At 60.5% G+C, this 22,561-nt stretch carries 22 protein-coding genes and 1 rRNA gene; 13 read left to right on the top strand and 10 right to left on the bottom strand.

What is annotated here, in order from left to right:
- Nucleotides 1-2 precede the first annotated feature (2 nt).
- Nucleotides 3-923 carry a choline ABC transporter substrate-binding protein gene (choX, locus tag K5E40_RS20110; protein WP_221732244.1) on the top strand — a complete coding sequence of 307 codons (921 nt, stop codon included), beginning with the start codon at nt 3-5 and terminating at the stop codon, nt 921-923.
- A 149-nt stretch (nt 924-1,072) separates the two neighbouring features.
- A complete protein-coding gene (locus K5E40_RS20105; RefSeq protein WP_221732243.1) occupies nt 1,073-2,641 on the top strand; it encodes a SulP family inorganic anion transporter in 1,569 nt (522 codons plus the stop codon).
- Between the two features lie 91 nt (nt 2,642-2,732).
- Here K5E40_RS20105 and aroE read toward each other — a convergent pair whose 3' ends face one another.
- On the bottom strand, nt 2,733-3,554 hold the full coding sequence (aroE, locus tag K5E40_RS20100; protein ID WP_221732242.1) for a shikimate dehydrogenase: 822 nt from the start codon (nt 3,552-3,554) through the stop codon (nt 2,733-2,735).
- A gap of 9 nt (nt 3,555-3,563) precedes the next feature.
- Nucleotides 3,564-4,478 carry an oxygen-dependent coproporphyrinogen oxidase gene (gene hemF / locus K5E40_RS20095; protein WP_221732241.1) on the bottom strand — a complete coding sequence of 305 codons (915 nt, stop codon included), beginning with the start codon at nt 4,476-4,478 and terminating at the stop codon, nt 3,564-3,566.
- A 162-nt stretch (nt 4,479-4,640) separates the two neighbouring features.
- Between hemF and K5E40_RS20090 the strand changes: the two genes are divergently transcribed.
- Nucleotides 4,641-5,618, top strand: a complete 978-nt coding sequence (locus K5E40_RS20090) for an NADPH:quinone reductase (protein WP_221732240.1) — start codon at nt 4,641-4,643, stop codon at nt 5,616-5,618.
- An 89-nt stretch (nt 5,619-5,707) separates the two neighbouring features.
- Here the strand turns inward: K5E40_RS20090 and K5E40_RS20085 are convergent, their stop codons facing one another.
- The 3 genes from K5E40_RS20085 to K5E40_RS20075 all read right to left on the bottom strand — a co-directional run bounded on the left by K5E40_RS20085 (nt 5,708) and on the right by K5E40_RS20075 (nt 8,526).
- Complete coding sequence (locus K5E40_RS20085) at nt 5,708-6,265, bottom strand: L-threonylcarbamoyladenylate synthase (RefSeq protein ID WP_221732239.1); 558 nt, start codon at nt 6,263-6,265, stop codon at nt 5,708-5,710.
- A gap of 54 nt (nt 6,266-6,319) precedes the next feature.
- Nucleotides 6,320-7,420: a DNA-processing protein DprA gene (gene dprA / locus K5E40_RS20080; protein WP_221732238.1), complete on the bottom strand. Its 1,101-nt coding sequence runs from the start codon at nt 7,418-7,420 to the stop codon at nt 6,320-6,322.
- Nucleotides 7,421-7,500: 80 nt separating this feature from the next.
- Nucleotides 7,501-8,526, bottom strand: coding sequence for a LysM peptidoglycan-binding domain-containing protein (locus tag K5E40_RS20075; protein ID WP_221732237.1), 1,026 nt, complete (start codon nt 8,524-8,526; stop codon nt 7,501-7,503).
- A 158-nt stretch (nt 8,527-8,684) separates the two neighbouring features.
- Here K5E40_RS20075 and def point away from each other — a divergent pair, with 158 nt between their 5' ends.
- From def to K5E40_RS20050, 5 genes are all read left to right on the top strand, one after another.
- Nucleotides 8,685-9,191: a peptide deformylase gene (gene def / locus K5E40_RS20070; protein WP_221732236.1), complete on the top strand. Its 507-nt coding sequence runs from the start codon at nt 8,685-8,687 to the stop codon at nt 9,189-9,191.
- 57 nt (nt 9,192-9,248) lie between these two features.
- Nucleotides 9,249-10,208, top strand: coding sequence for a methionyl-tRNA formyltransferase (gene fmt / locus K5E40_RS20065; protein WP_221732235.1), 960 nt, complete (start codon nt 9,249-9,251; stop codon nt 10,206-10,208).
- The gene (rsmB, locus tag K5E40_RS20060) at nt 10,205-11,515 is read left to right on the top strand and encodes a 16S rRNA (cytosine(967)-C(5))-methyltransferase RsmB (RefSeq protein ID WP_221732234.1); all 1,311 of its coding nucleotides are present in this window, start codon (nt 10,205-10,207) and stop codon (nt 11,513-11,515) included. The genes fmt and rsmB overlap by 4 nt, the downstream gene beginning before the upstream one ends.
- A 22-nt stretch (nt 11,516-11,537) precedes the next feature.
- Nucleotides 11,538-12,914, top strand: a complete 1,377-nt coding sequence (trkA, locus tag K5E40_RS20055; RefSeq protein WP_221732233.1) for a Trk system potassium transporter TrkA — start codon at nt 11,538-11,540, stop codon at nt 12,912-12,914.
- 144 nt (nt 12,915-13,058) lie between these two features.
- Entirely contained in the window at nt 13,059-13,373 is a 315-nt protein-coding gene (locus K5E40_RS20050) for a tetratricopeptide repeat protein (RefSeq protein WP_221732232.1), read from the top strand.
- Nucleotide 13,374: 1 nt separating this feature from the next.
- On the opposite strand, the gene K5E40_RS20045 is transcribed toward K5E40_RS20050, so the two are convergent.
- The 3 genes from K5E40_RS20045 to tag form a co-directional block, all read right to left on the bottom strand.
- Nucleotides 13,375-13,614: a PilZ domain-containing protein gene (locus K5E40_RS20045; protein ID WP_221732231.1), complete on the bottom strand. Its 240-nt coding sequence runs from the start codon at nt 13,612-13,614 to the stop codon at nt 13,375-13,377.
- An 84-nt stretch (nt 13,615-13,698) separates the two neighbouring features.
- Complete coding sequence (locus K5E40_RS20040) at nt 13,699-14,586, bottom strand: lysophospholipid acyltransferase (protein ID WP_221732230.1); 888 nt, start codon at nt 14,584-14,586, stop codon at nt 13,699-13,701.
- Between the two features lie 40 nt (nt 14,587-14,626).
- Nucleotides 14,627-15,184, bottom strand: coding sequence for a DNA-3-methyladenine glycosylase I (gene tag / locus K5E40_RS20035; protein WP_221732229.1), 558 nt, complete (start codon nt 15,182-15,184; stop codon nt 14,627-14,629).
- An 81-nt stretch (nt 15,185-15,265) separates the two neighbouring features.
- Between tag and glyQ the strand changes: the two genes are divergently transcribed.
- From glyQ to K5E40_RS20015, 4 genes are all read left to right on the top strand, one after another.
- Complete coding sequence (gene glyQ / locus K5E40_RS20030) at nt 15,266-16,219, top strand: glycine--tRNA ligase subunit alpha (protein WP_034152298.1); 954 nt, start codon at nt 15,266-15,268, stop codon at nt 16,217-16,219.
- A complete protein-coding gene (glyS, locus tag K5E40_RS20025; protein WP_221732228.1) occupies nt 16,216-18,270 on the top strand; it encodes a glycine--tRNA ligase subunit beta in 2,055 nt (684 codons plus the stop codon). The genes glyQ and glyS overlap by 4 nt, the downstream gene beginning before the upstream one ends.
- A gap of 4 nt (nt 18,271-18,274) precedes the next feature.
- Nucleotides 18,275-18,814 (top strand): D-glycero-beta-D-manno-heptose 1,7-bisphosphate 7-phosphatase, encoded by a 540-nt coding sequence (gene gmhB / locus K5E40_RS20020; protein WP_221732227.1) that lies wholly within the window; start codon nt 18,275-18,277, stop codon nt 18,812-18,814.
- An 82-nt stretch (nt 18,815-18,896) separates the two neighbouring features.
- A complete protein-coding gene (locus K5E40_RS20015; RefSeq protein ID WP_221732226.1) occupies nt 18,897-19,676 on the top strand; it encodes a 1-acyl-sn-glycerol-3-phosphate acyltransferase in 780 nt (259 codons plus the stop codon).
- Nucleotides 19,677-19,844: 168 nt separating this feature from the next.
- On the opposite strand, the gene K5E40_RS20010 is transcribed toward K5E40_RS20015, so the two are convergent.
- Nucleotides 19,845-21,377 (bottom strand): HAMP domain-containing sensor histidine kinase, encoded by a 1,533-nt coding sequence (locus K5E40_RS20010; RefSeq protein WP_221732225.1) that lies wholly within the window; start codon nt 21,375-21,377, stop codon nt 19,845-19,847.
- 167 nt (nt 21,378-21,544) lie between these two features.
- Between K5E40_RS20010 and K5E40_RS20005 the strand changes: the two genes are divergently transcribed.
- Nucleotides 21,545-22,261: a response regulator transcription factor gene (locus K5E40_RS20005; protein WP_221732224.1), complete on the top strand. Its 717-nt coding sequence runs from the start codon at nt 21,545-21,547 to the stop codon at nt 22,259-22,261.
- 179 nt (nt 22,262-22,440) lie between these two features.
- Here K5E40_RS20005 and rrf read toward each other — a convergent pair.
- Nucleotides 22,441-22,556: ribosomal RNA gene (gene rrf / locus K5E40_RS20000) — 5S ribosomal RNA — on the bottom strand.
- Nucleotides 22,557-22,561 lie beyond the last annotated feature (5 nt).

Here is a 22,561-nt window from a genome sequence, read left to right as displayed (position 1 = left end):
CCATGCGCAAGTTATCCACAGCACTGACGGTCAGCCTGCTGGCTCTGGGCAGTGCCTCGGCATTTGCCGAGCAAAGTTGCGAGACGGTGAAAATGGCCGATCCCGGCTGGAGCGACATCGCCGCGACCAACGCCATCACCGGTTTTCTGCTGGACGGCATGGGCTACAAGGCCAAGGTCGACACCCTCGCGGTACCGATCACCTTCGGCGGCCTGAAGGATGGCCAGGTGGATGTGTTCATGGGGAACTGGATGCCGGCGCAGCAGGGCTTCTACGACAAGTTCATCGCCACCGGTGACGTGACACAACTGGCGAAGAACCTCGACGGCACCGAATTCACCCTCGCCGTGCCGGATTACGTCTGGGACGCGGGTGTGCACAACTTCGCGGATCTGAATACATTCGCCGACAAGTTCGGCAAGAAAATCTACGGCATCGGTTCGGGCGCGCCAGCGAACATCTCGTTGCAGGAAATCATCAAGAAAAATGACTTCGACCTGGGCCAGTGGAAGCTCATCGAGTCCAGCGAACAGGCAATGCTCGCCGAAGTCTCGCGGGCGGTGAAGAAACAGAAGTTCGTCACCTTCCTCGGCTGGACCCCGCATCCGATGAACGTGCAGTTGAACATGCATTACCTCAAGGGTGGCGAGAAGTATTTTGGCGACACCGGCAGCGTGTTTACGTTGACGCGCAAGGGCTACGCCGAGGCGTGTCCGAATGTGGGTAAATTGCTGACCAATCTTTCGTTCACTCAGGAGATGGAGAACAGCATCATGGCGGAGGTGACCAACAAGAAGGTCAGCAATGCTGAGGCGGTGAAGGCTTGGATCAAGGCGAATCCGGCGGTGCTGGACAAGTGGCTGGACGGCGTGAAGACGTTGGATGGGAAGGCGGCTTTGCCGGCGGTGAAAGCCAGGCTCTGATTCACTAGAGGCAGTCGTCTCACCCCGTGGGAGCGGGCTTGCTCGCGAATGCGGTGTCTCTGTCGAATGACCCACCGCATTCACCAGAGGGCACGCTCCCGTACGTTTTACCCTGTTACTCTTGCGCAAACCCCAAACCGCGAGGACCCATGGCCTTCCCCACTCGCCGCTCACTGTTCCCCTTCCTCACCTGGCTGCCCCGGCAAACCCGCGCCAGCGTCGGACGGGACCTGATCGTCGGCCTCAGCGGTGCAATTCTCGCGTTACCCCAGTCGATTGCCTACGCGCTGATCGCCGGACTCCCACCCGAATACGGTCTCTACGCGGCGATCATCCCGGTGTTGATCGCCTGCCTGTGGGGTTCGTCGTGGCATCTGATCTGCGGGCCTACGGCGGCGATTTCGATTGTGCTGTTTGCCAGCGTCAGTCCATTGGCCGTGCCAGCGTCACAGGACTACATCACCCTGATTCTGCTGCTGACCTTTCTCGCCGGGGTTTTCCAATGGCTGATCGGTTTGCTGCGCTTTGGCGCACTGGTGAACTTCGTCTCGCATTCGGTGGTGCTCGGATTCACCCTGGGCGCGGCGGTGGTGATTGCCATCGGCCAGTTGCCCAATCTGTTGGGGCTGGATCTGCCGGCCAAAGCCACGGCGCTGGCCAGTTTGATGGATCTGCTGCAACACCTCAGGGCTGTGGATAAACCTTCGCTGGCGCTTGGCGTGGCCACGGTCGCGGTCGGCGTGGTGTTGAAACAATTGCTGCCACGCTGGCCAACGCTGTTGATCACGCTGGTACTGGCCAGCTTGCTGGTTTGGCTGTGGCCGGCAATGTTCGGGCATGTGCACCGGGTCAGCGCTTTTATCGGGCGTCTGCCGCCGTTCAGTGGCTTGCCGCTGGATCTGGACTTGATCCTGCGCCTGCTGCCGAGCGCTGTAGCGGTGGGCATGCTCGGGCTGGTCACCAGCCTGTCGATTGCCCGCTCGATTGCAGCGCGCTCGCAACAACTGCTCGACGCCAATCAAGAGGTTCGGGCGCAGGGTTTATCCAATATCGTCGGGGCGTTCTTTTCCGGCTCGCTGTCGGCCGGGTCGTTTACCCGCTCGGGCCTCAGTTACGAGGCGGGTGCCTGCTCGCCGCTGGCCGGAGTGTTTTCGGCGATCTGGGTGGCGCTGTTTGCGATTTTCGGGGCAGGGCTGATCGCGCAGATTCCAATTCCGGCCATGGCCGGCAGCATTTTGTTGATCGCCTGGGGACTGGTGGATCATCGCGGCATTCGGTCATTGCTGCGGGTCAGCCGTGCCGAGTTCGTGGTCATGGCCCTGACCTGTCTCGCCACGTTGCTGCTGGAATTGCAGACGGCGATTTACGCCGGGGTGCTGGCGTCGCTGTTCTTCTATCTCAAGCGCACTTCACAACCACGAGTGCAGCATTTTCGCGATGGTGAGGACGATGTGCTGCGGGTTGGCGGCTCCATTTTTTTCGGCGCCAGCCATTACCTGCAAGTGCGTTTGCAACGCATGCACGGCACGCGGGTGGTGATTGAGGCGCAGCAGATCAACTTCATCGATTATTCAGGGGTGGAGATGCTGCATCAGGAGGCGCGGCGTTTATTGCGTCAGAATCGCAGCCTGACGTTGCGCGGTGCGCGGCCGCAGGTGGTGGAGGAGTTGCGCAAGCTCGAAGGGCCGGAGCAGTGTCCGATCCGGTTTGAGGATTGATCCAGGATCGGCGGTGCTGCCATTCGCGAGCAAGCCCGCGCCCACATTGGAATGCATCTCAAATGTGGGCGCGGGCTTGCTCGCGAAGCTTTTAAAGGGCTAGTTGACGACGCAACTCTTCGAGTACTGGCGCCGTGTCGGGCCGCACTGCGCGCCACAAAAAGAACGCCTCGGCAGCTTGCTCGGCCAGCATGCCCAAACCATCCATCGACACCGCTGCGCCGTGTTCACTGGCCCAGCGGCAGAACGCGGTCGGCTCCTTGCCGTACATCATGTCGTAGCACAGGGTCTTGCCCGGCTCTATCAGGCTCGGCGCAATAGGCGGTACTTCACCGGAGAGGCTGGCGGAGGTGGCGTTGATGATCATGTCCACCGGCTCCTGCAACCAGTCGAAACCGCTGGCCGATACCGGCCCCAGATCGCAAAACAACTCGGCCAGCCATTCGGCCTTGTCCACCGTGCGGTTGGCGATGATCACCGACGCCGGTTGCTCCGCCAGCAACGGCTCCAGCGCCCCACGCACGGCGCCACCGGCGCCGAGCAGCAGGATGCGTTTGCCGGTCAGGCTGAATCCGGCGTTCACCGTCAGATCACGCACCAGTCCGGCGCCGTCGGTGTTGTCGCCCAGCAGCGAGCCGTCAGCCAGTTTGCTCAAGGTGTTCACCGCGCCAGCACGTTGTGCACGAGCGGTCAGGCTGTTGGCCAGACGATAGGCGTCTTCCTTGAATGGCACGGTGACGTTGGCGCCGCGACCTTCCTGGAAAAACGCCGTGGCGCAACCGGAAAAATCGTCGAGGGGCGCCAGCAAGGTGCTGTAGTCGAGGCTCTGCCCGGTCTGTTCGGCGAACAGCTTGTGAATCATCGGCGACTTGCTGTGGCCGATCGGGTTACCGAAAACGACGTAACGATCCATCAGATGTCCTCAGGCCTGGGCGAGCCAGTCGCGGTCTTGCAGGAAGTACTCGGTCAGGCGTGCTTCTTCGCTGCCGGGCTCGGCTTTCCAGTCGTAGCCCCAGCGCACTTGCGGCGGCAGCGACATAAGGATCGACTCGGTACGCCCGCCCGATTGCAGGCCGAACAGCGTGCCACGGTCGTAAACCAGGTTGAATTCAACGTAGCGGCCACGACGGAATTCCTGGAACTCACGCTGCTGGGCGGTGAACGCATCGTGTTTGCGCCGCTGCACGATGGGCAGATACGCGTCGATGTAGGCATCGCCGATGGCACGCATGAAGGCGAAACTGGTGTCGAAGTCCCACTCGTTCAGGTCATCGAAGAACAGGCCGCCGATGCCGCGCGGTTCGTGGCGATGCTTGATGTGAAAGTAGGTGTCGCACCAAGCCTTGTAACGCGGGTAGACGTCCGCACCGAACGGCGCGCAGGCCTGCTCGGCGACGCGGTGCCAATGGATGCAGTCTTCTTCGTTGCCGTAATACGGGGTCAGGTCAAAGCCGCCGCCGAACCACCAGACCGGCTCCTCACCTTCCTTCTCGGCGATGAAAAAGCGCACGTTGGCGTGCGACGTCGGCACATGCGGGTTGTGCGGATGAATCACCAGCGATACGCCGAGGGCTTCAAAACCGCGACCGGCCAGCTCCGGCCGATGGGCGCTGGCCGACGGCGGCAGACCGCTGCCAAAGACATGGGAAAAGTTGACGCCGCCCTTCTCGATCAGCGTGCCGTTTTCGATCACGCGGGTGCGACCGCCACCGCCAGCAGGTCGGGCCCAGGCGTCTTCGACGAAGCGCGTGCCGCCGTCCTCGATTTCCAGCGCGGCGCAGATACGGTCTTGCAGGTCGAGCAGATAGGCCTTTACGGCGTCGGTGCGGGTCGTCATGGCTTCACCTTGAATCGGGCATCACTACGCGGCGCCCCGCAGGCGGGGGTCGACGCAAATGGGCGCGTAGCATACCACCGCAAACCGGCGCACCGCAGTTGACGAAGATCAAGCATGGGAGTTGGATAGGGACCTCACAAAAGACCCAAGGAGAGCAGGCAGATGGCAAAGCGTATCCAGTTCCGCGCCCACGGCGGTCCCGAAGTCCTCGAATATATTGACTACCAGCCTGCGGAGCCTGGCCCGCAGCAGGTTCGCGTGAGCAACAAAGCCATCGGCCTGAACTTCATCGACACCTACTTTCGCAGCGGTCTTTACGCACCGCCGGCCTTGCCGTCCGGTCTGGGCGCGGAAGGTGCGGGCATCGTCGATGCCGTGGGCAGCGAGGTCACCCGGTTCAAGGTCGGTGACCGCGTGGCGTATGGCAGCGGCCCGTTGGGTGCCTACAGCGAACTGCACGTTCTGCCCGAAGCCAATCTGGTGCACCTGCCAGACGCCATCAGTTTCGAAACCGCTGCCGGGGTCATGCTCAAGGGCCTGACCGTGCAGTACCTCCTGCGCCAGACTTTTGAGCTCAAGGGGGGCGAAACCATTCTGTTCCACGCCGCTGCTGGCGGCGTCGGTTCGCTGGCCTGCCAATGGGCGAAGGCGTTGGACGTCAAACTGATCGGCACCGTCAGTTCCAAAGAGAAAGCCGACCTGGCCAAAGCCAACGGCGCTTGGGCGACCATCGACTACAGCCACGAAAACGTCGCGCAGCGCGTGCTGGAGTTGACCGACGGCAAGAAAGTCCCGGTGGTGTATGACGGCGTCGGCAAGGACACCTGGCTGACCTCGCTCGACAGCGTGTCGCCGCGAGGGCTGGTGGTCAGCTTCGGCAACGCGTCCGGTGCAGTCGACGGTGTCAATCTGGGGATTCTTGCAGCGAAAGGTTCGTTGTACGTGACCCGGCCGACCCTGGCGACCTACGCCAACAATGCCGAGAACCTGCAACGCATGGCCGATGAGCTGTTCGGGATGATCATCAGCGGCAAGCTCAACGTGGCTATCAGTCAGCGGTATTCACTGGCGGATGCGGCTAAAGCCCAAACCGAGTTGTCGGCACGGCGCACGACGGGGTCAACAATCCTGTTGCCTTGACCGGCCCCTTCGCGAGCAAGCCCACGCCCACAGAGATCACCGATAACCTGTGGGCGCGGGCTTGCTCGCGAAGGAGCGCAGCTCGGTCTTCAGGCCGGGCGCACGACGTTGCCGGTGGCCAGATCGCGAATCAGGCTCGGGTTCTTGCGCCCACCCAGTTCCCCGCCCAGCACCAGATCGATCTGCCCACGAAAATACTGTTCGACCCGCAACCTCGTGCGCGCCGCCGGACGCCCTTGTGGGTTGGCCGAGGTCGAAATCAGCGGCCCGACCATCGAGCACAAGTCGCGCACCTGCGGATGATCGCTGACCCGCAACGCCACGGTGTCGTGTACACCCGTAACCCACTCAGGCAGCAGGTTCTGGTGCGGCACCAGCCAGGTGTTCGGCCCTGGCCAGGTGCTGGCCATGCGGTCGATCCACTCCTGCGGGAAGTCTTCGAACAGAAAGTCGAACTGGCGGATGTTGTCGGCGACCAGAATCAGGCCCTTGTCGACCGAACGATTCTTGATCGCCAGCAACCGATCCACCGCCTCTTCGTTCCACGGGTCGCAACCCAGTCCCCAGACGGCTTCGGTTGGATAGGCAATCACCGCCCCGGCACGAATCTCTCGTGCGGCTTGTTGCACACGCCAACTGTTGACCATGAAAAACTCTCCGCAAACAGGTTTCGCGCAGTTTACCGATCTTCCCTGTAAAACCTAGCGTGTCCTCGCCAACCAGCGACCGTTTTCACACACTGCACGGCCGTCCATTTCCAGTTCGGTCAGTGCCGCCAGCACTTTGGGCAAAGCCCAGCCGCTGCTATCGACCAAGGCTTCACTGGTGTGTGGCGCCGCGTGGAGCAGGCGCAGCAGTGGGTGATCGGTTTTCGGGGTGTCGGTGGATATCGGTAGATGCTGCCAGCCACGCAGCGCTTCAAGAATATGTTCGATGGTTTCCACCAGCACCGCGCCATCGCGGATCAACTGGTGACAACCCCGCGCACCGGGGTGATGAATGGAGCCAGGAATGGCGTAAACCTCTCGCCCCTGCTCCGCCGCCAGCCGCGCGGTGATCAACGAACCACTGGCGACACTTGCCTCCACCACCAATACACCAAGGGACAAGCCACTTATGATCCGGTTACGTCGCGGGAAGTTGCTCGCGCTCGGTCCGGCGTCCAGCGGGAACTCCGAAAGCACCGCGCTGCCCGAGGCAATCATTGCGTCAGCCAGTCGCCGATTGCGCTGTGGATAAAAATTTTCCAGACCCGTGCCGAGCACGCCGACCGTCTGCCCTCCCACGTCCAGTGCCGCTTGATGCGCGGCGGCATCAATACCCAACGCCAAGCCACTGTTGATGACAAAACCGGCCCCGGCGAGACTGCGGGAAAACGCCGCCGCCGTGTCCATACCCGGACGCGAAGCGCGTCGACTGCCCACCATCGCCAGTTGCGGTTTCTCCAGAATAAGCGGATCACCAGCCACGAACAGCAGCGGTGGCGGATCAGGAATCTGCGCCAGCAAGGCCGGGTAATCCGGTTGATCCCACATCAGCAAATGCTGACCTGGGCGCTCTAGCCAGCGCATGGCATGACTGGCGCCATCGCGCACTTCAGGACAGCGCCGCGCTTCAGCGCATGCCGCTGGCAAACCCAGCGAGCGCCAGGCACTGGCCGGGGCGCTGATGGCTTTGGAAGCCGAGCCGAAGGCTTCGAGCAATTTGGCAAACCGCTTCGGGCCGATTTCCGGCAAGCGGTGCAGGCGCAGGCGCGCTTCCAGTTCCGCCGGGGAAACGGGCGTACAGACAGACATCATCATGGATCATCCTTGATCGTTATAAGCCCCGAACCATTCGGAACAAGCTGTGGATAACTCTGTTGGTAACTTGTTGAGCACGCTTACGGATTGCGCACCTTGTCGAGCACCGCCAGCGAGCGCGATGCGTTGAGCACGAGGCCGTAGCTGAGCTTTTCGTAGGTGCGGAACACCATCAGCAATCCGGCGCGTTCGTCGGGAATTTTCAAGGGTTGGCCGGTGATGCGGTCACGCACGGTTTCCCCGGTTTTCATCACCACCAGCACATTGCCTTCGGCCAAACCGTCGCGTTTGCCCTTGTTCAGGGTGACCACGTCCATCACGCCGATCTGGGTGACGCCGCGTGGCACGTCGATGATCACCCCGTTGATGTTGCTGGCCGGTGCGCTGGGCATGAAGGTTGAGTTGATCGAACGCTCTTCGCCGCTGAACAAACGGTCGCCGAGGCGCACTTCCTGGGTGGTGCGTTGCAGGGCGAGGGTGGCGACGTCGCCTTCGGTGGCCACGATCTCACCGCCACCGATGTCGTCGGCGTTGATCCCCAGAAACTCCTTGGTCTGCGGATCGGTGTAGACCTTGCCCTGGCGGAAAATCCCGTAAACCGGCTGGTTCGGGTCGAAATGGCCACGCGCGAAGATGCGGTCGCCGGTGCCGCTGAGCACCCGTTCGGCATCGCCGGCGACGATGTACGGCGCCTTGTCGAAGTCCTCGACCTTGTCGACGATGCGGTTGCTCAGCAGAAAACTGTTGATCGATTTCAGTGGGATGCTCGGAATCGCCTCGGCCACCGGGCTGGTGCGAATTCGTGGCGACAGCTTGATCGTGCCCCGTGACTCGCCACGGTTGAGGGTCAGTTGCGGCTGACCGTTGACGTAACTGAGCGTCAGCGTGTCGCCGGGGTAGATCAGGTTGGGGTTTTCGATCTGCGGGTTGGCCCGCCACAGCTGTGGCCACTGCCAGGGCTCGCGCAGGTATTTGCCGGAAATATCCCAGAGCGTATCCCCCGAAACCACCGTGTATTGCTGTGGAAAACCATCCCTGAGTTGCACTTGCCCTTGCGCCACGCCGGCCGAAGCCAGAAGCAGCAGGGCGAGTAGTGTTTTCCTCATGCAGCGAATCCCTTTATCATGTGCGTTCGCGTGAATCGTCAGAGCCCCCGTGGCTCGCTCCTGCAATTGCAGCAGCTACGCTTCACAACGGTAGCCTGCATCTTCGGACCTGCCAGGCCATCGACCCGACTTTACTCAATACGTGCAGCAATCAGCCTATGGCCATTTTAAACATCCTCGAATTTCCGGACCCGCGTCTGCGTACTATCGCCAAGCCTGTGGCCGTAGTGGACGACGAAGTGCGTCAGTTGGTCGATGACATGTTTGAAACAATGTATGAAGCGCCGGGCATCGGCCTCGCCGCGACCCAGGTCAACGTGCACCAACGTATCGTTGTGATGGACCTTTCAGAAGACCGCACCGAACCACGGGTATTCATCAATCCCGAGTTCGAATCGCTGACCGAAGAAATGGATCAGTATCAGGAAGGCTGCCTCTCGGTGCCGGGTTTCTACGAAAACGTCGACCGCCCGCAGAAGGTCAGGATCAAGGCGCTGGACCGTGACGGCAAGCCTTACGAACTGATCGCCGAAGGCCTGCTCGCCGTGTGTATCCAGCACGAATGCGACCACCTCAACGGCAAATTGTTCGTCGATTACCTGTCCACGCTCAAACGCGACCGGATCAAGAAGAAACTGGAAAAGCAGCATCGCCAGAACGCTTGATGCCCCTCTTCAAAGGCTTGCTGCGGCAAGCCTTTTTCTTTTTATGAGACTCCTTCCATGACTGAGCCACTGCGCATCGTTTTTGCCGGTACCCCGGAATTCGCCGCAGAACACCTCAAGGCCTTGCTGAGCAGCCATTACGAGATCGTTGCGGTCTACACCCAACCGGATCGTCCGGCCGGTCGCGGGCAAAAACTGATGCCGAGCCCGGTTAAACAGCTAGCGCTGGAAAATAATATCCAGGTGTTGCAGCCGCCGACTTTGCGCAACGCTGACGCTCAGGCTGAACTCGCCGCGCTGAAGCCGGACTTGATGGTGGTGGTCGCCTACGGCCTGATCCTGCCGCAAGTGGTGCTGGATATTCCGCGCCTGGGCTGCATCAACAGCCACGCCTCCTTGCTGCCTCGCTGGCGCGGTGCGGCGCCGATTCAGCGCGCCGTCGAAGCGGGTGATGCCGAAAGTGGCGTGACCGTGATGCGCATGGAGGCGGGTCTCGACACCGGGCCGATGCTGCTCAAGGTCGTCACGCCGATCAGCGCCGGCGACACTGGCGGCAGCCTCCACGACCGTCTCGCCGAGCTGGGCCCACCGGCCGTGGTGCAGGCGATTGCCGGTCTCGCTGCCGGGACGCTGGAAGGCGAAGTGCAGAACGATGACCTCGCCACCTACGCGCACAAACTGAACAAGGACGAAGCACGCATCGACTGGAGCCGCCCGGCCGTTGAGCTGGAGCGTCTGGTCCGCGCCTTCAATCCATGGCCGATCACCCACAGCACCCTCAACGGTGAAGCGCTGAAAGTGCTGGCGGCGACGCTCGCCGAAGGCAACGGCGCACCGGGCACCATCCTCAGCGCCAGCAAGGACGGCTTGATCGTCGCGTGCGGCGCACAGGCACTGTGCCTGACCCGTCTGCAATTGCCCGGCGGCAAGGCGCTGAACTTCAGCGACCTGTTCAACAGCCGTCGTGAGAAATTCGCCGTCGGCACCGTGCTGGGCGCTGCGGTGGCCGCGCAATGAACCCGCGTCTGGCCGCCGCCAAGGCACTCGCCGCTGTACTGAGTGGCAAAGCCTCGCTGAACAGTTCCTTGCCGACGCAACTGGACAAGGTCGAGGATCGCGATCGCGGCTTCACTCAGGATCTGGCGTTCGGCACAGCGCGCTGGCAGCCACGCTTGTCGGCACTGGCGGAGAAACTGCTGCAGAAGCCCTTCAAGGCCGCCGATGCCGATGTCGAGGCGTTGCTGCTGGTCGGGCTCTACCAACTGCTCTACACCCGTGTGCCGGCCCACGCCGCCATCGGTGAAACGGTGGGGTGCGCCGACAAGCTGAAAAAGCCTTGGGCCAAAGGTCTGCTCAATGCTGTGCTGCGTAACGCGCAACGCGAGAGCGAAACGATTTTCGCCGAGCTGGAGCGTGATCCGGTGGTGCGTACCGCCCACCCCCGCTGGCTGCAAAAATCCCTGAAAGCTTTCTGGCCCGAGCAGTGGGAAGCGATCTGCGAAGCCAACAACGCGCATCCGCCGATGATTCTGCGGGTCAATCGCCGTCATCACAGTCGCGACGCCTACCTGGGATTGCTGACTGAGGCCGGTATCGCGGCGACACCGTGCGTTTACAGCCGCGACGGCATCGTCCTCGAAGCCGCGGCCGATGTGCGCAGCCTGCCGGGTTTTGCCGATGGCTGGATCAGCGTGCAGGACGAAGCGGCGCAACTGGCCGCCGACTTGCTCGACCTCGCTCCGGGCCAGCGGGTGCTCGATGCCTGCTGCGCCCCGGGAGGCAAGACCTGCCACATCCTTGAGGCCGAACCCGCGCTGGCTGGCGTGGTGGCGGTGGATCTGGAAGCCAAGCGCCTGGTGCGAGTCAGAGAGAACCTTGAACGTTTGGGGCTGAGCGCCGAACTGATCGCAGCCGACGGTCGCGAAACGGCGGTATGGTGGGACGGCAAACCGTTCCAGCGCATCCTGCTCGACGCACCGTGCTCGGCCACAGGCGTCATCCGCCGCCATCCGGACATCAAACTGACCCGCCAGGCCGACGACATCGCGGCTCTGGCGCAACTGCAAGGCGAGTTGCTCGACGCGATGTGGAAAACCCTCGAAGTCGGCGGCATTGTGCTCTACGCCACTTGCTCGACTTTGCCGACCGAGAACACCGAAGTGATTGCCGCGTTCCTCGAACGCACGGCGGGCGCACGGGAACTGGATCTGGCAACGACGGCCGGGATCAAGCAGCCCCATGGTCGCCAATTGCTGGCCCAGCAGGGTGGCCATGACGGGTTCTATTACGCCAAGCTGATCAAGATCGCTGCATCTCGCGGCTAAACGGATTCAACGGAGTGACTGGATGAAAATCATCATCCTCGGTGCAGGACAGGTCGGCGGTTCGCTGGCTGAACATTTGGCCAGCGAGGCCAACGACATCACGGTGGTCGACACGGACGGCGAGCGCCTGCGCGACCTCGGCGACCGCCTCGACATCCGTACTATTCAGGGCCGTGGCTCGCTGCCGTCGGTGCTGCGTCAGGCCGGCGCCGACGACGCCGACATGTTGGTAGCGGTGACCAACAGCGACGAAACCAACATGGTTGCCTGCCAGGTCGCCCACACGCTGTTCCACACCCCGACCAAAATCGCCCGGGTGCGCGAAGCGTCTTACCTGGCCCGCGAGGAACAGCTGTTCCAGAACGAAGCGATTCCGGTCGACGTGCTGATCAGCCCCGAGCAAGTCGTCACCAATTACATCAAGCGCCTGATCCAGCATCCCGGCGCCTTGCAGGTGATCGACTTCGCCGAAGGCAAGGCGCAACTGGTGGCCGTGCGTGCCTATTACGGCGGGCCGCTGGTGGGTCAGCAACTGCGCCAATTGCGCGAACACATGCCGAATGTCGAGACCCGCGTGGCGGCGATTTTCCGCCGCGACCGGCCGATCCTGCCCCAGGGCGACACGGTGATCGAAGCCGATGACGAAGTCTTCTTCATCGCTGCGCGTGAGGATATTCGCGCGGTGATGAGTGAAATGCGCCGTCTCGACGAAACCTACAAACGCATCGTCATCGCCGGTGGCGGGCAGATCGGCGAACGCTTGGCCGAGGCCATCGAAAGCCGTTATCAGGTGAAGATCATCGAGATGAGCCCGGCACGCTGCCGCTATCTCTCCGACACCCTCGACAGCACCGTGGTGCTGCAGGGCAGCGCGTCGGACCGCGACTTGCTGCTGGAAGAGAACATCGCCGACGCGGATATCTTCCTCGCCCTGACCAACGATGACGAAGCCAACATCATGTCGTCGCTGCTGGCCAAACGGCTGGGGGCGAAGAAAGTGATGACGATCATCAACAACCCGGCTTACGTCGACCTGATCCAGGGCGGCGACATCGACATCGCCATCAGCCCGCAACTGGCGACCATCGGCACCTTGCTGGCCCACGTACGCCGTGGCGATATCGTCAGCGTGCACTCATTGCGACGGGGGGCTGCGGAAGCGATCGAAGCAATCGCCCACGGTGATGCCAAGTCGAGCAAAGTGATCGGCAAGCCCATCGATAAAATCGGCCTGCCACCGGGCACCACCATTGGCGCCGTCATCCGCAATGAACAAGTGATCATCGCCCACGACGACACCGTGATCGAAGCGGGTGACCATGTGATTCTGTTCCTTGTGGATAAAAAACATATCCGGGATGTGGAGAAGTTGTTCCATGTGGGGTTGAGCTTTTTCTGAGTGTTGCGGTGACAGCACTGGCCTCTTCCCGGGCAAGCCCGCTCCCACAGGGGAATGCGTTCCAATTGTGGGAGCGGGCTTGCTCGCGAATAGGCCTCACTACCCCCCATCAACTCCTGACACTCCACAGAAAGGAATCCACAAATGCTCGAATCCCTGGAAAAAATGCTCGCCAAGGGTGTGGATAACGCCCTGCTGCGCTTTGGCTTGGGTAAGGGCTACTTGGATCTGGGAGAGAACGCCAAGGCTGCCGAGCACTTTGAGCGCTGTGTCGGTTTCGATCCGAAATATTCGGCGGCGTGGAAACTGTTGGGCAAGGCGCAACTGGCGTTGGGCGATAGCGCCGCCGCACGGCAGGCGTGGGAGCACGGTCTGGAAGCGGCCCGCGCCCATGGCGACAAGCAAGCCGAGAAGGAAATGACGGTTTTTCTGAAGAAGCTCGATCGTCAGGCGCAATGATCTACAGATAGCGCAGGCCGATCCCGTCGGCATCCACCGTCACCACTTCCATCCGCACGCGCGGCGCGCCTGTGGGTAAATCCTGCACCTGCCCGTAAACCACCGCGCCTTTGGGCAATGACGCCAAACGCGGATGCTGGACATACACCCCGGTAGGCGACAGGTTGCGCGTTTGCCCAAGGCATTCGCCAAAACTGTCGTGACTGATTTTGATGCGAAACGATTTGCGGTGTTCGGACATCTGCTGCGCCCTTGAATGAACGGTTGTGGATAACCCTGAAGGTTAAGTTATCCACAGATCATGCCAATCATGATCTCCAACGCCTCAGTACCAGCGCTCCTCGCCCGGTGGACGTTTCTTGAAACGCTTCATGCTCCACATGTACTGGCTCGGATACGCCGCCACATAACGCTCGACCACTTGGCTCATGGCCGCGCAGGACGTCTCGGTATCGGTGCTGTACATGGCGTCGGGCGCGGCTTCGAGGATCACTTTGTAGCCGGAACCATCGGGCAGACGCAGTGCATGCAGGAACACGCCAACCGCTTTGCCGCCAGCGAGCATGTTCGGTACGAATTTGCTGGTCAGCGCCTGAGTGGCGAAGAACGGCACGAAGATCCCGGCGGATTCGGCCGGTTCCGGGTCGGCCGGAATGCCCACCGCACCACCTCTGCGCACTTCCTTGATGACACTGAGGATGCCTTCTTTGGTGGAAGCGGCGACTTTGTTGCCCAACTGCACGCGCTGTCTGCGCAGCAATTGATCCACAGCCTTGAGCTTGGGCGGGCGATAGAAAATGATCGGTTTGCACTGGCTGCAATAGAAGTGGTTGAGCACTTCCCAGTTGCCCAGGTGACTGGTGATGCCGACCACGCCTTTGCCCGAGGCCAGTGCATCCTTGAGGATGTCGAGGCCTTCGACTTCGCGCACCAGATCAATGGAACGCTGGGCTGGCCAGATCCAAGCGCAGGCGCTTTCGGTCAGAGACTTGCCAATGTCTTTCAGGCTCTGGCCGACCAGGCGTTCACGCTCGGCCGGGTCCATCTGTGGAAAACACTTGGCGAGGTTGATCCGCACCACGTCGCGTGAACGGTTGGGGGTTTTCCACATGATCCAGCCGATCGCCGAACCCACGGCCTGCACGGCCCGCCATGGCAGCAGGGCAAACAGCCGCAGAGCGCCTACCAGCAAGGCGCCTTTAAACTTTTCCACAGGTCACTCCTGATCTTGTGCTGTGCGCGAGGCGGCCATTCTAACCGCCGTTGACGAGCTGCGCGTAGCGGTCGCAGTCCCGAGTGTGATCCATGACCATGCCCGAGGCCTGCATCAGCGCGTAGCAAATGGTCGGGCCGACGAACGTGAACCCGGCCTTTTTCAGGCCTTTGCTCATCGCCAGCGCTTCGGGGGTAATCGCCGGGACTTCGCTGCGATCCTTGAAATGATTGATGATCGATTGGTCGCCAACGAACGACCAGAGAAAGCCCACCGGGTCCTCAAGCGCCAGCCACGCCTGGGCATTGCGCCGCGCAGCATTGAGTTTGAGGCGGTTGCGGATAATCCCCGGATCGAGCATCAATTCGTCGATTTCGGCGTCAGTCATCTGCGCCACGCGCTGGACGTCGAAGCCGAACAACACCTCGCGATAACGCTCGCGTTTGCGCAGTACGGTGATCCAGGAAAGCCCGGCCTGGAACCCTTCGAGCAAAAGCAACTCGAACAAACCCTGCGCATCGCGTAGCGGCGTGCCCCACTCCTGATCGTGATAAGCCATGTACAGCGGATCTTCGGTACACCAAAAGCAGCGTGGCATAAGGCTCCAGGGGGCGTGCGCAGCAACGAATCGGGTATACTCCCGCTCTTTAAATCGCAGCCCAAGAAACAGGTGAATTTCGTGAGCCAGCCTACGCCAGCCGTGCGTACCTTCCAAGACTTGATCCTCGCGCTCCAGCAATACTGGGCCGAGCAAGGTTGTGTGGTACTTCAGCCCTACGATATGGAAGTAGGCGCCGGCACTTTCCACACCGCGACCTTCCTGCGCGCCATCGGCCCGGAAACCTGGAACGCCGCCTACGTGCAGCCAAGCCGCCGTCCAACTGACGGCCGCTACGGCGAAAACCCGAACCGTCTGCAGCACTACTATCAGTTTCAGGTTGTTCTGAAGCCGAACCCGGACAACTTCCAGGAACTGTACCTGGGCTCCCTCAAGCATGTCGGCCTGGACCCACTGGTCCACGACATTCGCTTTGTCGAAGACAACTGGGAATCGCCGACCCTCGGCGCATGGGGTCTGGGCTGGGAAGTCTGGCTCAACGGTATGGAAGTCACTCAGTTCACGTACTTCCAGCAAGCGGGCGGCATCGAGTGCTACCCGGTGACCGGCGAGATCACCTACGGTCTGGAACGTCTGGCCATGTACCTGCAAGGCGTGGACTCGGTCTACGACCTGGTCTGGGCTGACGGCCCGATGGGCAAAGTGACCTACGGCGACGTGTTCCACCAGAACGAAGTGGAGCAATCCACTTACAACTTCGAACACGCCAACGTCGACAAGCTGTTCGAACTTTTCGACTTCTATGAAGGCGAAGCCAAGCGCCTGATCGAACTCGACCAGCCGCTGCCGTTGCCGAGCTACGAAATGGTGTTGAAGGCCTCGCACACCTTCAACCTGCTGGACGCGCGCCGGGCGATCTCGGTGACCGCGCGTCAGCAATACATTCTGCGCGTGCGCACCCTGGCGCGTTCCGTTGCGCAAGCCTACCTGCTGGCTCGCGCCAAGCTGGGCTTCCCGATGGCGACCCCGGACCTGCGTGACGAAGTACTGGCCAAGCTGGAGGCTGCACAATGAGTGCGCAAGATTTTCTGGTTGAACTGGGCACCGAAGAACTGCCACCCAAAGCCCTGAACACTTTGGCCGACGCGTTTCTCGCCGGTATCGACAAGGGCCTGCAAGCCGCCGGCCTGAGCTACGAGACGAAAACCGTCTACGCCGCGCCGCGTCGTCTGGCAGTACTGATCACCGCACTGGCGACTCAGCAGCCGGATCGCAGCATCAACCTGGACGGCCCGCCACGTCAGGCCGCATTCGATGCTGAAGGCAATCCGACGCAAGCAGCCCTGGGTTTTGCCAAGAAGTGCGGCGTCGATCTGAGCGAAATCGACCAGAGCGGTCCGAAACTGCGCTACAGCCAGAACATCGCCGGAAAGCCGACGTCGAGCCTGCTGCCGACCATCGTCGAAGACTCTCTGAACGACCTGCCGATCCCGAAACGCATGCGTTGGGGTGCGCGCAAGGAAGAATTCGTGCGTCCGACCCAATGGCTGGTGATGCTGCTCGGTGACCAGGTCATCGACTGCACGATCCTCGCGCAGAAGGCTGGCCGTGACTCTCGTGGTCACCGCTTCCACCACCCGCAAAGCGTTCGCATCGGCTCGCCGTCGAGCTACCTGGCCGACCTGCGTGCCGCTTATGTGTTGGCCGATGCCAACGAGCGTCGCGAGATCATCAGCAAGCGCACCGAAGAACTGGCCACCCGTCAGGAAGGCACGGCAATCGTTCCGCCGGCGCTGCTCGACGAAGTGACCGCACTGGTTGAATGGCCGGTGCCGCTGGTGTGCTCGTTCGAGGAACGCTTCCTCGACGTGCCGCAGGAAGCACTGATCACCACCATGCAGGACAACCAGAAGTATTTCTGCCTGCTGGATGCCGACGGCAAGTTGCTGCCACGCTTCATCACTGTCGCCAACATCGAAAGCAAAGACCCACAGCAGATCATCGCCGGTAACGAGAAAGTGGTTCGTCCACGCCTGACCGACGCCGAGTTCTTCTTCAAACAAGACAAGAAGCAGAAACTCGAAGTTTTCAATGATCGCCTGAAGAACGTGGTGTTCCAGGAAAAACTCGGCAGCGTCTACGACAAGGCCGAGCGCGTTTCGAAACTGGCGGCTTATATCGCCGCACGCATCGGTGGCAATGCTTCGTGGGCTGCCCGTGCAGGCTTGCTGTCCAAGTGCGACCTGGCCACCGAAATGGTCGGCGAGTTCCCGGAGATGCAAGGTGTCGCCGGTTACTACTACGCCCTCAATGACGGCGAGCCGGAAGATGTCGCGCTGGCGCTGAACGAGCAGTACATGCCACGCGGTGCCGGTGCTGAACTGCCGGCGACCCTGACCGGTGCAGCCGTCGCTATCGCTGACAAGCTCGACACTCTGGTCGGTATCTTCGGCATCGGCATGCTGCCAACGGGCAGCAAAGACCCGTACGCCCTGCGCCGTGCGGCTCTCGGCGTGCTGCGCATCCTGATTGAGAAACAACTGGATCTGGACCTGAACGACGCCGTGGCCTTCGCCGTGAATGCGTTCGGTGCCAAGGTCAAGGCTGCCGGCCTCAACGAATCCGTGCTGGAATTCATCTTCGACCGTCTGCGTGCGCGTTACGAAGACGAAGGCGTGGATGTGGCGACCTACCTGTCGGTACGTGCCCTGAAGCCAGGTTCGGCGCTGGACTTCGACCAGCGTGTGCAAGCGGTTCAAGCCTTCCGCAAATTGCCGGAGGCCGCAGCGCTGGCGGCGGTGAACAAGCGTGTTTCCAACTTGCTGAGCAAGCTTGAAGGCGCTGTACCGACCGAGGTTCAGGCCAAGTACTTCGACAATGCCAACGAGTTCTCGCTGTATTCGGCGATCCAGCAAGCGGATCAGGCTGTACAGCCAATGGCCGCAGCGCGTCAGTACAACGAATCGCTGGCACGCCTGGCGGCATTGCGTGAGCCGGTGGATGCGTTCTTCGACGCGGTGATGGTCAATGCCGAAGACGCCAATGTGCGGGCCAACCGTTACGCGCTGCTGGCGCGTCTGCGTGGCCTGTTCCTGGGCGTGGCCGATATTTCGCTGCTGGGTTGAGGAATTGCTGTTGAAACTGCTGATTCTCGATCGTGACGGAGTGATCAATTACGACTCCGACGCTTACATCAAGTCGGTGGAGGAGTGGATTCCTTTGCCCGGCTCGATCGAGGCGATTGCGCAGTTGAGCAAGGCCGGCTGGACGGTGGCGGTCGCCACCAACCAGTCGGGCATTGCTCGCGGCTACTACGACCTCGCCACCCTCGACGCCATGCACGCGCACCTGCGCGAGTTGGTGGCGGAGCAGGGCGGTGAAGTCGGGCTGATCGTGTATTGCCCGCATGGGCCGGATGAAGGCTGCGATTGCCGCAAGCCGAAACCGGGGATGTTGAAAACCATCGCGGCGCATTACAACGTCGAGCTGACCCATGTCTGGTTCGTCGGTGACAGCCTTGGTGACCTGGAGGCCGCCAAAGCCGTCGATTCACAACCCGTTTTGGTAAAGACCGGGAAAGGCGAAAAGACTCAGGGCAAAACCCTGCCGGTTGGCACTCTGATTTTTGACGATCTAGCGGCGATTGCCGCAGAACTTATCCACAACTAGAGTACTTCTGAAATTCCTGACCAGGGATTGATCGGGAGTGCGCTTGAACAGTCGGGCATTGCCCGTAACGGTAAACGTCGCCATGTCGATACTGCGGGCCTTCAGAATATTCCTCTTTTACCTGCTGCTGGGCACCACCTCCTTGTTGTGGTGCAGCCTGAGCTTTTTCATCGCGCCCTTTCTGCCATTCAAGGCGCGGTATCGTTTTATCAACGTGTACTGGTGTCGTTGCGCCTTGTGGTTAACCAAGGTGTTTCTGGGTATCCGTTACGAGGTCAAAGGCGCGCAAAACGTGCCTGACCAGCCCTGCGTGATTCAATCGAACCACCAGAGCACTTGGGAGACGTTCTTTCTCTCCGCTTATTTCTCGCCTTTGAGCCAAGTGCTCAAGCGCGAATTGCTCTACGTGCCTTTCTTCGGCTGGGCCATGGCGATGCTGCGGCCGATCGCGATTGATCGGGACAACCCAAAAGCGGCGCTCAAACAAGTCGCGGCCAAGGGTGATGAACTGCTCAAGGACAATGTCTGGGTACTGATCTTCCCTGAAGGTACACGCGTTCCTTTTGGCACTGTCGGCAAGTTCTCCCGCAGTGGCAGCGCTTTAGCGGTGAATGCTGCACTGCCGGTGCTACCGATTGCACACAATGCCGGCAAATTCTGGCCGAAAATGGGCTGGGGGAAAAACGCTGGTGTGATCACGGTGGTCATCGGCGAGCCGATGTACGCCGAAGGCACTGGCCCTCGCGCCATCGCCGAACTCAATGACCGTGTGCAAGCGTGGAACGAGAAGACCCAGCGCGAAATGGGTTCACTGCCACCGGCCCCGCAAGCACCCGCCGCCAGCGATCAGGTGGCTGTCTGAGATTTTGTGGATAACCTGTGCACGATTCTTATGAAAAAGCCTGAATATTCAATATAAGAGATTGATTTACTTATATATTTCTCAACCTCATAAAACGCCGTAAATGGTGCATAAGTTTTTTTCGGATGTAAAAAAACCGGCTGATATAGCCGGTTTTTTTGTACCTGTTCACTCGGGTATCAGCGGCAACTCAAGGACGAACGTGGTGCCCTGATCAACCACGCTGCGGCACTCGATGCGGCCGCCATGGTGATCGACCACAGCCTTGACCATCGACAGGCCCAGGCCTACACCATCAATGCCTTGGGCGGATGAAAAACGCCGGTACTGGCTGAACAGATCCGGCAGTTCCTGCGCGGCAATGCCCTTGCCCTGATCGGTCAACTCACACTGCAGCCATTCACCGTCACAACTGACACGCAGCGCGATCCGGCTATCCGCCGGGCTGTATTTGATCGCGTTTTCCAGCAAGTTGAACAAGGCGCGGGTCAGCAACCCTTGGTCGGCCTGTATCAACCGCTCCTGCGATTGCTCATCCATGTTGTGAAACACTTCGATGCGTTTTTGTTGGGCAATGGGTAAGACTTGATCCAGCACGTCGAGCACTAACATCGCGAACAACGTTGGCTGAAACTGATAGGCCTCGGATTCGGCGCGCGCCAGCAGCACGAAGCCATCGGTCAGATCCAGAGCACGACGGACCTGACGCTCAATCTGTTCAAATAACGGCGAGTCAGCACCGGCCTGATGACGGTGGACGTCGAGCAACGCGAGAATCGCCGAGTGTGGAGCGCGCAGATCATGGGAGAGAAAGCGCAGCAACACCCCGCGTTGTTCTTCCGCAGCGCGTTCAGCACTCAGATCTGTCAGGCTCAACAGCCAGCCGATGGGCGTGTCACCGTCCACCGGCAGCAGTGCCGCACGTTCCAGGCGCAGGCTGCGTTCCTTGTGATCTCTGAACTCCAACAGTGGCAGCGCGGACAACTGCGGGTGTGGCTCGGTAGATAACTCTGGATAACCGAGGCGCGCCAGTTGAACGAGGATGTCGGCGCCCACCAGTTGATCTTCGAAGAGATGCCGAGCCTTACGGTTGCCCAGCAGGATTTGCCCCTTTGGATCGCTGATCAGTGTCGCGACCGGCAGGTATTCCAGGCCGTCAGCGATGAAACGCCGAGTATCACGGGTGCGGCTCATGGCTTGCTCAAGCGCCATGATCTGGCCCTGCAATCGATCGGCGCCGGTGAGTTGTGTGCGGCGGCGTTCGGGAAAGACTTTCGGCTCGCTGTCCAGTCGTGCCAACTCCCAACCGAAGTAGGTCAACACCACACTCAGACGTCGCCAGTTCCAGATCAAATAGCCGAACAACATGCCCAGTACCGCAGGCGTCGGCGACCACCAACGACGCATTTCAGCGAGCCCGGCACTGGTCGTCAGCGCACACGCCATGCCTGTCAGCGTTATCCAAAGCGCCCATCGCGGACGCCAAAGCAGCAAACCCAACACAAACGCCACCATGCCCACCGACAGCAACGCTCCCACTCCGGGTGACGCAGCGTGCAAGTTGATCTGCGCGCGATAAGACAGCAACGCAGTCAGCGGCAACAGCACTAGACTTATCCACAACCACTCGCGTACCAACTGTCGAAACAGTCGCTGCACTTGGCTGGGTTCACGACTTTCGTACCGACGCCGATCATTCATGGGAGAAAGGGCGAGGGAGGGTGAATGGTTTCATGGGCCACAGGTCTGAATACGTAGAACGAAGAATCATAGCGGACGTCGACCAATGGCGGCCGCTTACTTTCATAGCGATGGGCGAGCCGGTATTGTCGATACCCCACCGCCCCAGCAACAAGGAAGAACCGCGTATGCGCGTTGCGATACTGGACGACGAGCCCGCCGAACTGCGCCGGGTCGAGCAAACCCTGCAACAAATGGCTGACGCCGGAGATCAGCCATGGTCACTGCACAGCTTCGAACGTGGCGAAGACCTGCTGCGACAGTTGCGCCGGGAAACCTTCGACCTGCTAATCCTCGACTGGCAACTCCCCGACCTCTCCGGCCTGGCCCTCTTACGCTGGACCCGCGAACACATGGAAGCGCCACCGGCCGCGATCATGCTTACCAGCCGCGACGGCGAAAGCGATATCGTTCAGGCATTGAATGCAGGAGCTGATGACTATGTCAGCAAACCGTTTCGGCCCAACGAGCTGAAGGCTCGAGTTGCTGCGGTACTGCGCCGACACAGTCTGCAACGTACTGCCGCTACCGAAGTCCGCTGCTTCAATGATTTGACCTTCGATGACGCCGAACTGAGCGTCACCCGCGAAGGCAAGGCGATCATCATGACGGAGCGCGAGTATCGGTTAGCGCGCTGTCTGTTCAGCAATCTCGGTCGGCCGTTATCACGCGACTATCTCTATGAGCGCTTCTGGCCCCATGAAGAAGTGGCTTCGTCGAGACCTCTGGATACCCACATTTATCGCCTGCGCAACAAGCTAGGACTTACAGCGGATCGTGGTTGGCAACTGCTGACAATTTACGGTTATGGATATCGGTTAGAAAGTGTGGCGATAGCGAAGTAAGCGTCCGAACGCCACCCTACCTCCAAGATAGTGCCCATTAAAAAATGGTGTCCACTATCTTGGTTAATTTGGAGAACGGTTATGGAGTGGGTACTGACCGGACAGTTACTTTTAGAATGCTTTTTCGAGCCAAAAAACAAAACCCCAACTGCTTTCGCAATTGGGGTTTCGGAATTTAATCTTGACGATGACCTACTCTCACATGGGGAAACCCCACACTACCATCGGCGATGCATCGTTTCACTGCTGAGTTCGGGATGGGATCAGGTGGTTCCAACGCTCTATGGTCGTCAAGAAATT

Source organism: Pseudomonas baetica, from assembly GCF_019733355.1.
Classification (GTDB): Bacteria; Pseudomonadota; Gammaproteobacteria; order Pseudomonadales; family Pseudomonadaceae; genus Aquipseudomonas; species Aquipseudomonas baetica_A.
This window is presented reverse-complemented; position numbering and strand designations above follow the sequence as displayed.

What these genes read in the sequence shown, in the direction of transcription:
- K5E40_RS20105 (WP_221732243.1), top strand. Translation starts at nt 1,073, where the DNA reads ATGGCCTTCCCCACTCGCCGCTCACTGTTCCCCTTCCTCACCTGGCTG.
- def (WP_221732236.1), top strand. Translation starts at nt 8,685, where the DNA reads ATGGCCATTTTAAACATCCTCGAATTTCCGGACCCGCGTCTGCGTACT.
- choX (WP_221732244.1), top strand. Translation starts at nt 3, where the DNA reads ATGCGCAAGTTATCCACAGCACTGACGGTCAGCCTGCTGGCTCTGGGC.
- K5E40_RS20010 (WP_221732225.1), bottom strand. Translation starts at nt 21,377, where the DNA reads ATGAATGATCGGCGTCGGTACGAAAGTCGTGAACCCAGCCAAGTGCAG.
- dprA (WP_221732238.1), bottom strand. Translation starts at nt 7,420, where the DNA reads ATGATGATGTCTGTCTGTACGCCCGTTTCCCCGGCGGAACTGGAAGCG.
- hemF (WP_221732241.1), bottom strand. Translation starts at nt 4,478, where the DNA reads ATGACGACCCGCACCGACGCCGTAAAGGCCTATCTGCTCGACCTGCAA.
- K5E40_RS20005 (WP_221732224.1), top strand. Translation starts at nt 21,545, where the DNA reads ATGCGCGTTGCGATACTGGACGACGAGCCCGCCGAACTGCGCCGGGTC.
- tag (WP_221732229.1), bottom strand. Translation starts at nt 15,184, where the DNA reads ATGCCACGCTGCTTTTGGTGTACCGAAGATCCGCTGTACATGGCTTAT.
- K5E40_RS20050 (WP_221732232.1), top strand. Translation starts at nt 13,059, where the DNA reads ATGCTCGAATCCCTGGAAAAAATGCTCGCCAAGGGTGTGGATAACGCC.
- glyS (WP_221732228.1), top strand. Translation starts at nt 16,216, where the DNA reads ATGAGTGCGCAAGATTTTCTGGTTGAACTGGGCACCGAAGAACTGCCA.
- fmt (WP_221732235.1), top strand. Translation starts at nt 9,249, where the DNA reads ATGACTGAGCCACTGCGCATCGTTTTTGCCGGTACCCCGGAATTCGCC.
- K5E40_RS20045 (WP_221732231.1), bottom strand. Translation starts at nt 13,614, where the DNA reads ATGTCCGAACACCGCAAATCGTTTCGCATCAAAATCAGTCACGACAGT.
- K5E40_RS20075 (WP_221732237.1), bottom strand. Translation starts at nt 8,526, where the DNA reads ATGAGGAAAACACTACTCGCCCTGCTGCTTCTGGCTTCGGCCGGCGTG.
- K5E40_RS20085 (WP_221732239.1), bottom strand. Translation starts at nt 6,265, where the DNA reads ATGGTCAACAGTTGGCGTGTGCAACAAGCCGCACGAGAGATTCGTGCC.
- K5E40_RS20090 (WP_221732240.1), top strand. Translation starts at nt 4,641, where the DNA reads ATGGCAAAGCGTATCCAGTTCCGCGCCCACGGCGGTCCCGAAGTCCTC.
- K5E40_RS20015 (WP_221732226.1), top strand. Translation starts at nt 18,897, where the DNA reads ATGTCGATACTGCGGGCCTTCAGAATATTCCTCTTTTACCTGCTGCTG.
- rsmB (WP_221732234.1), top strand. Translation starts at nt 10,205, where the DNA reads ATGAACCCGCGTCTGGCCGCCGCCAAGGCACTCGCCGCTGTACTGAGT.
- aroE (WP_221732242.1), bottom strand. Translation starts at nt 3,554, where the DNA reads ATGGATCGTTACGTCGTTTTCGGTAACCCGATCGGCCACAGCAAGTCG.
- trkA (WP_221732233.1), top strand. Translation starts at nt 11,538, where the DNA reads ATGAAAATCATCATCCTCGGTGCAGGACAGGTCGGCGGTTCGCTGGCT.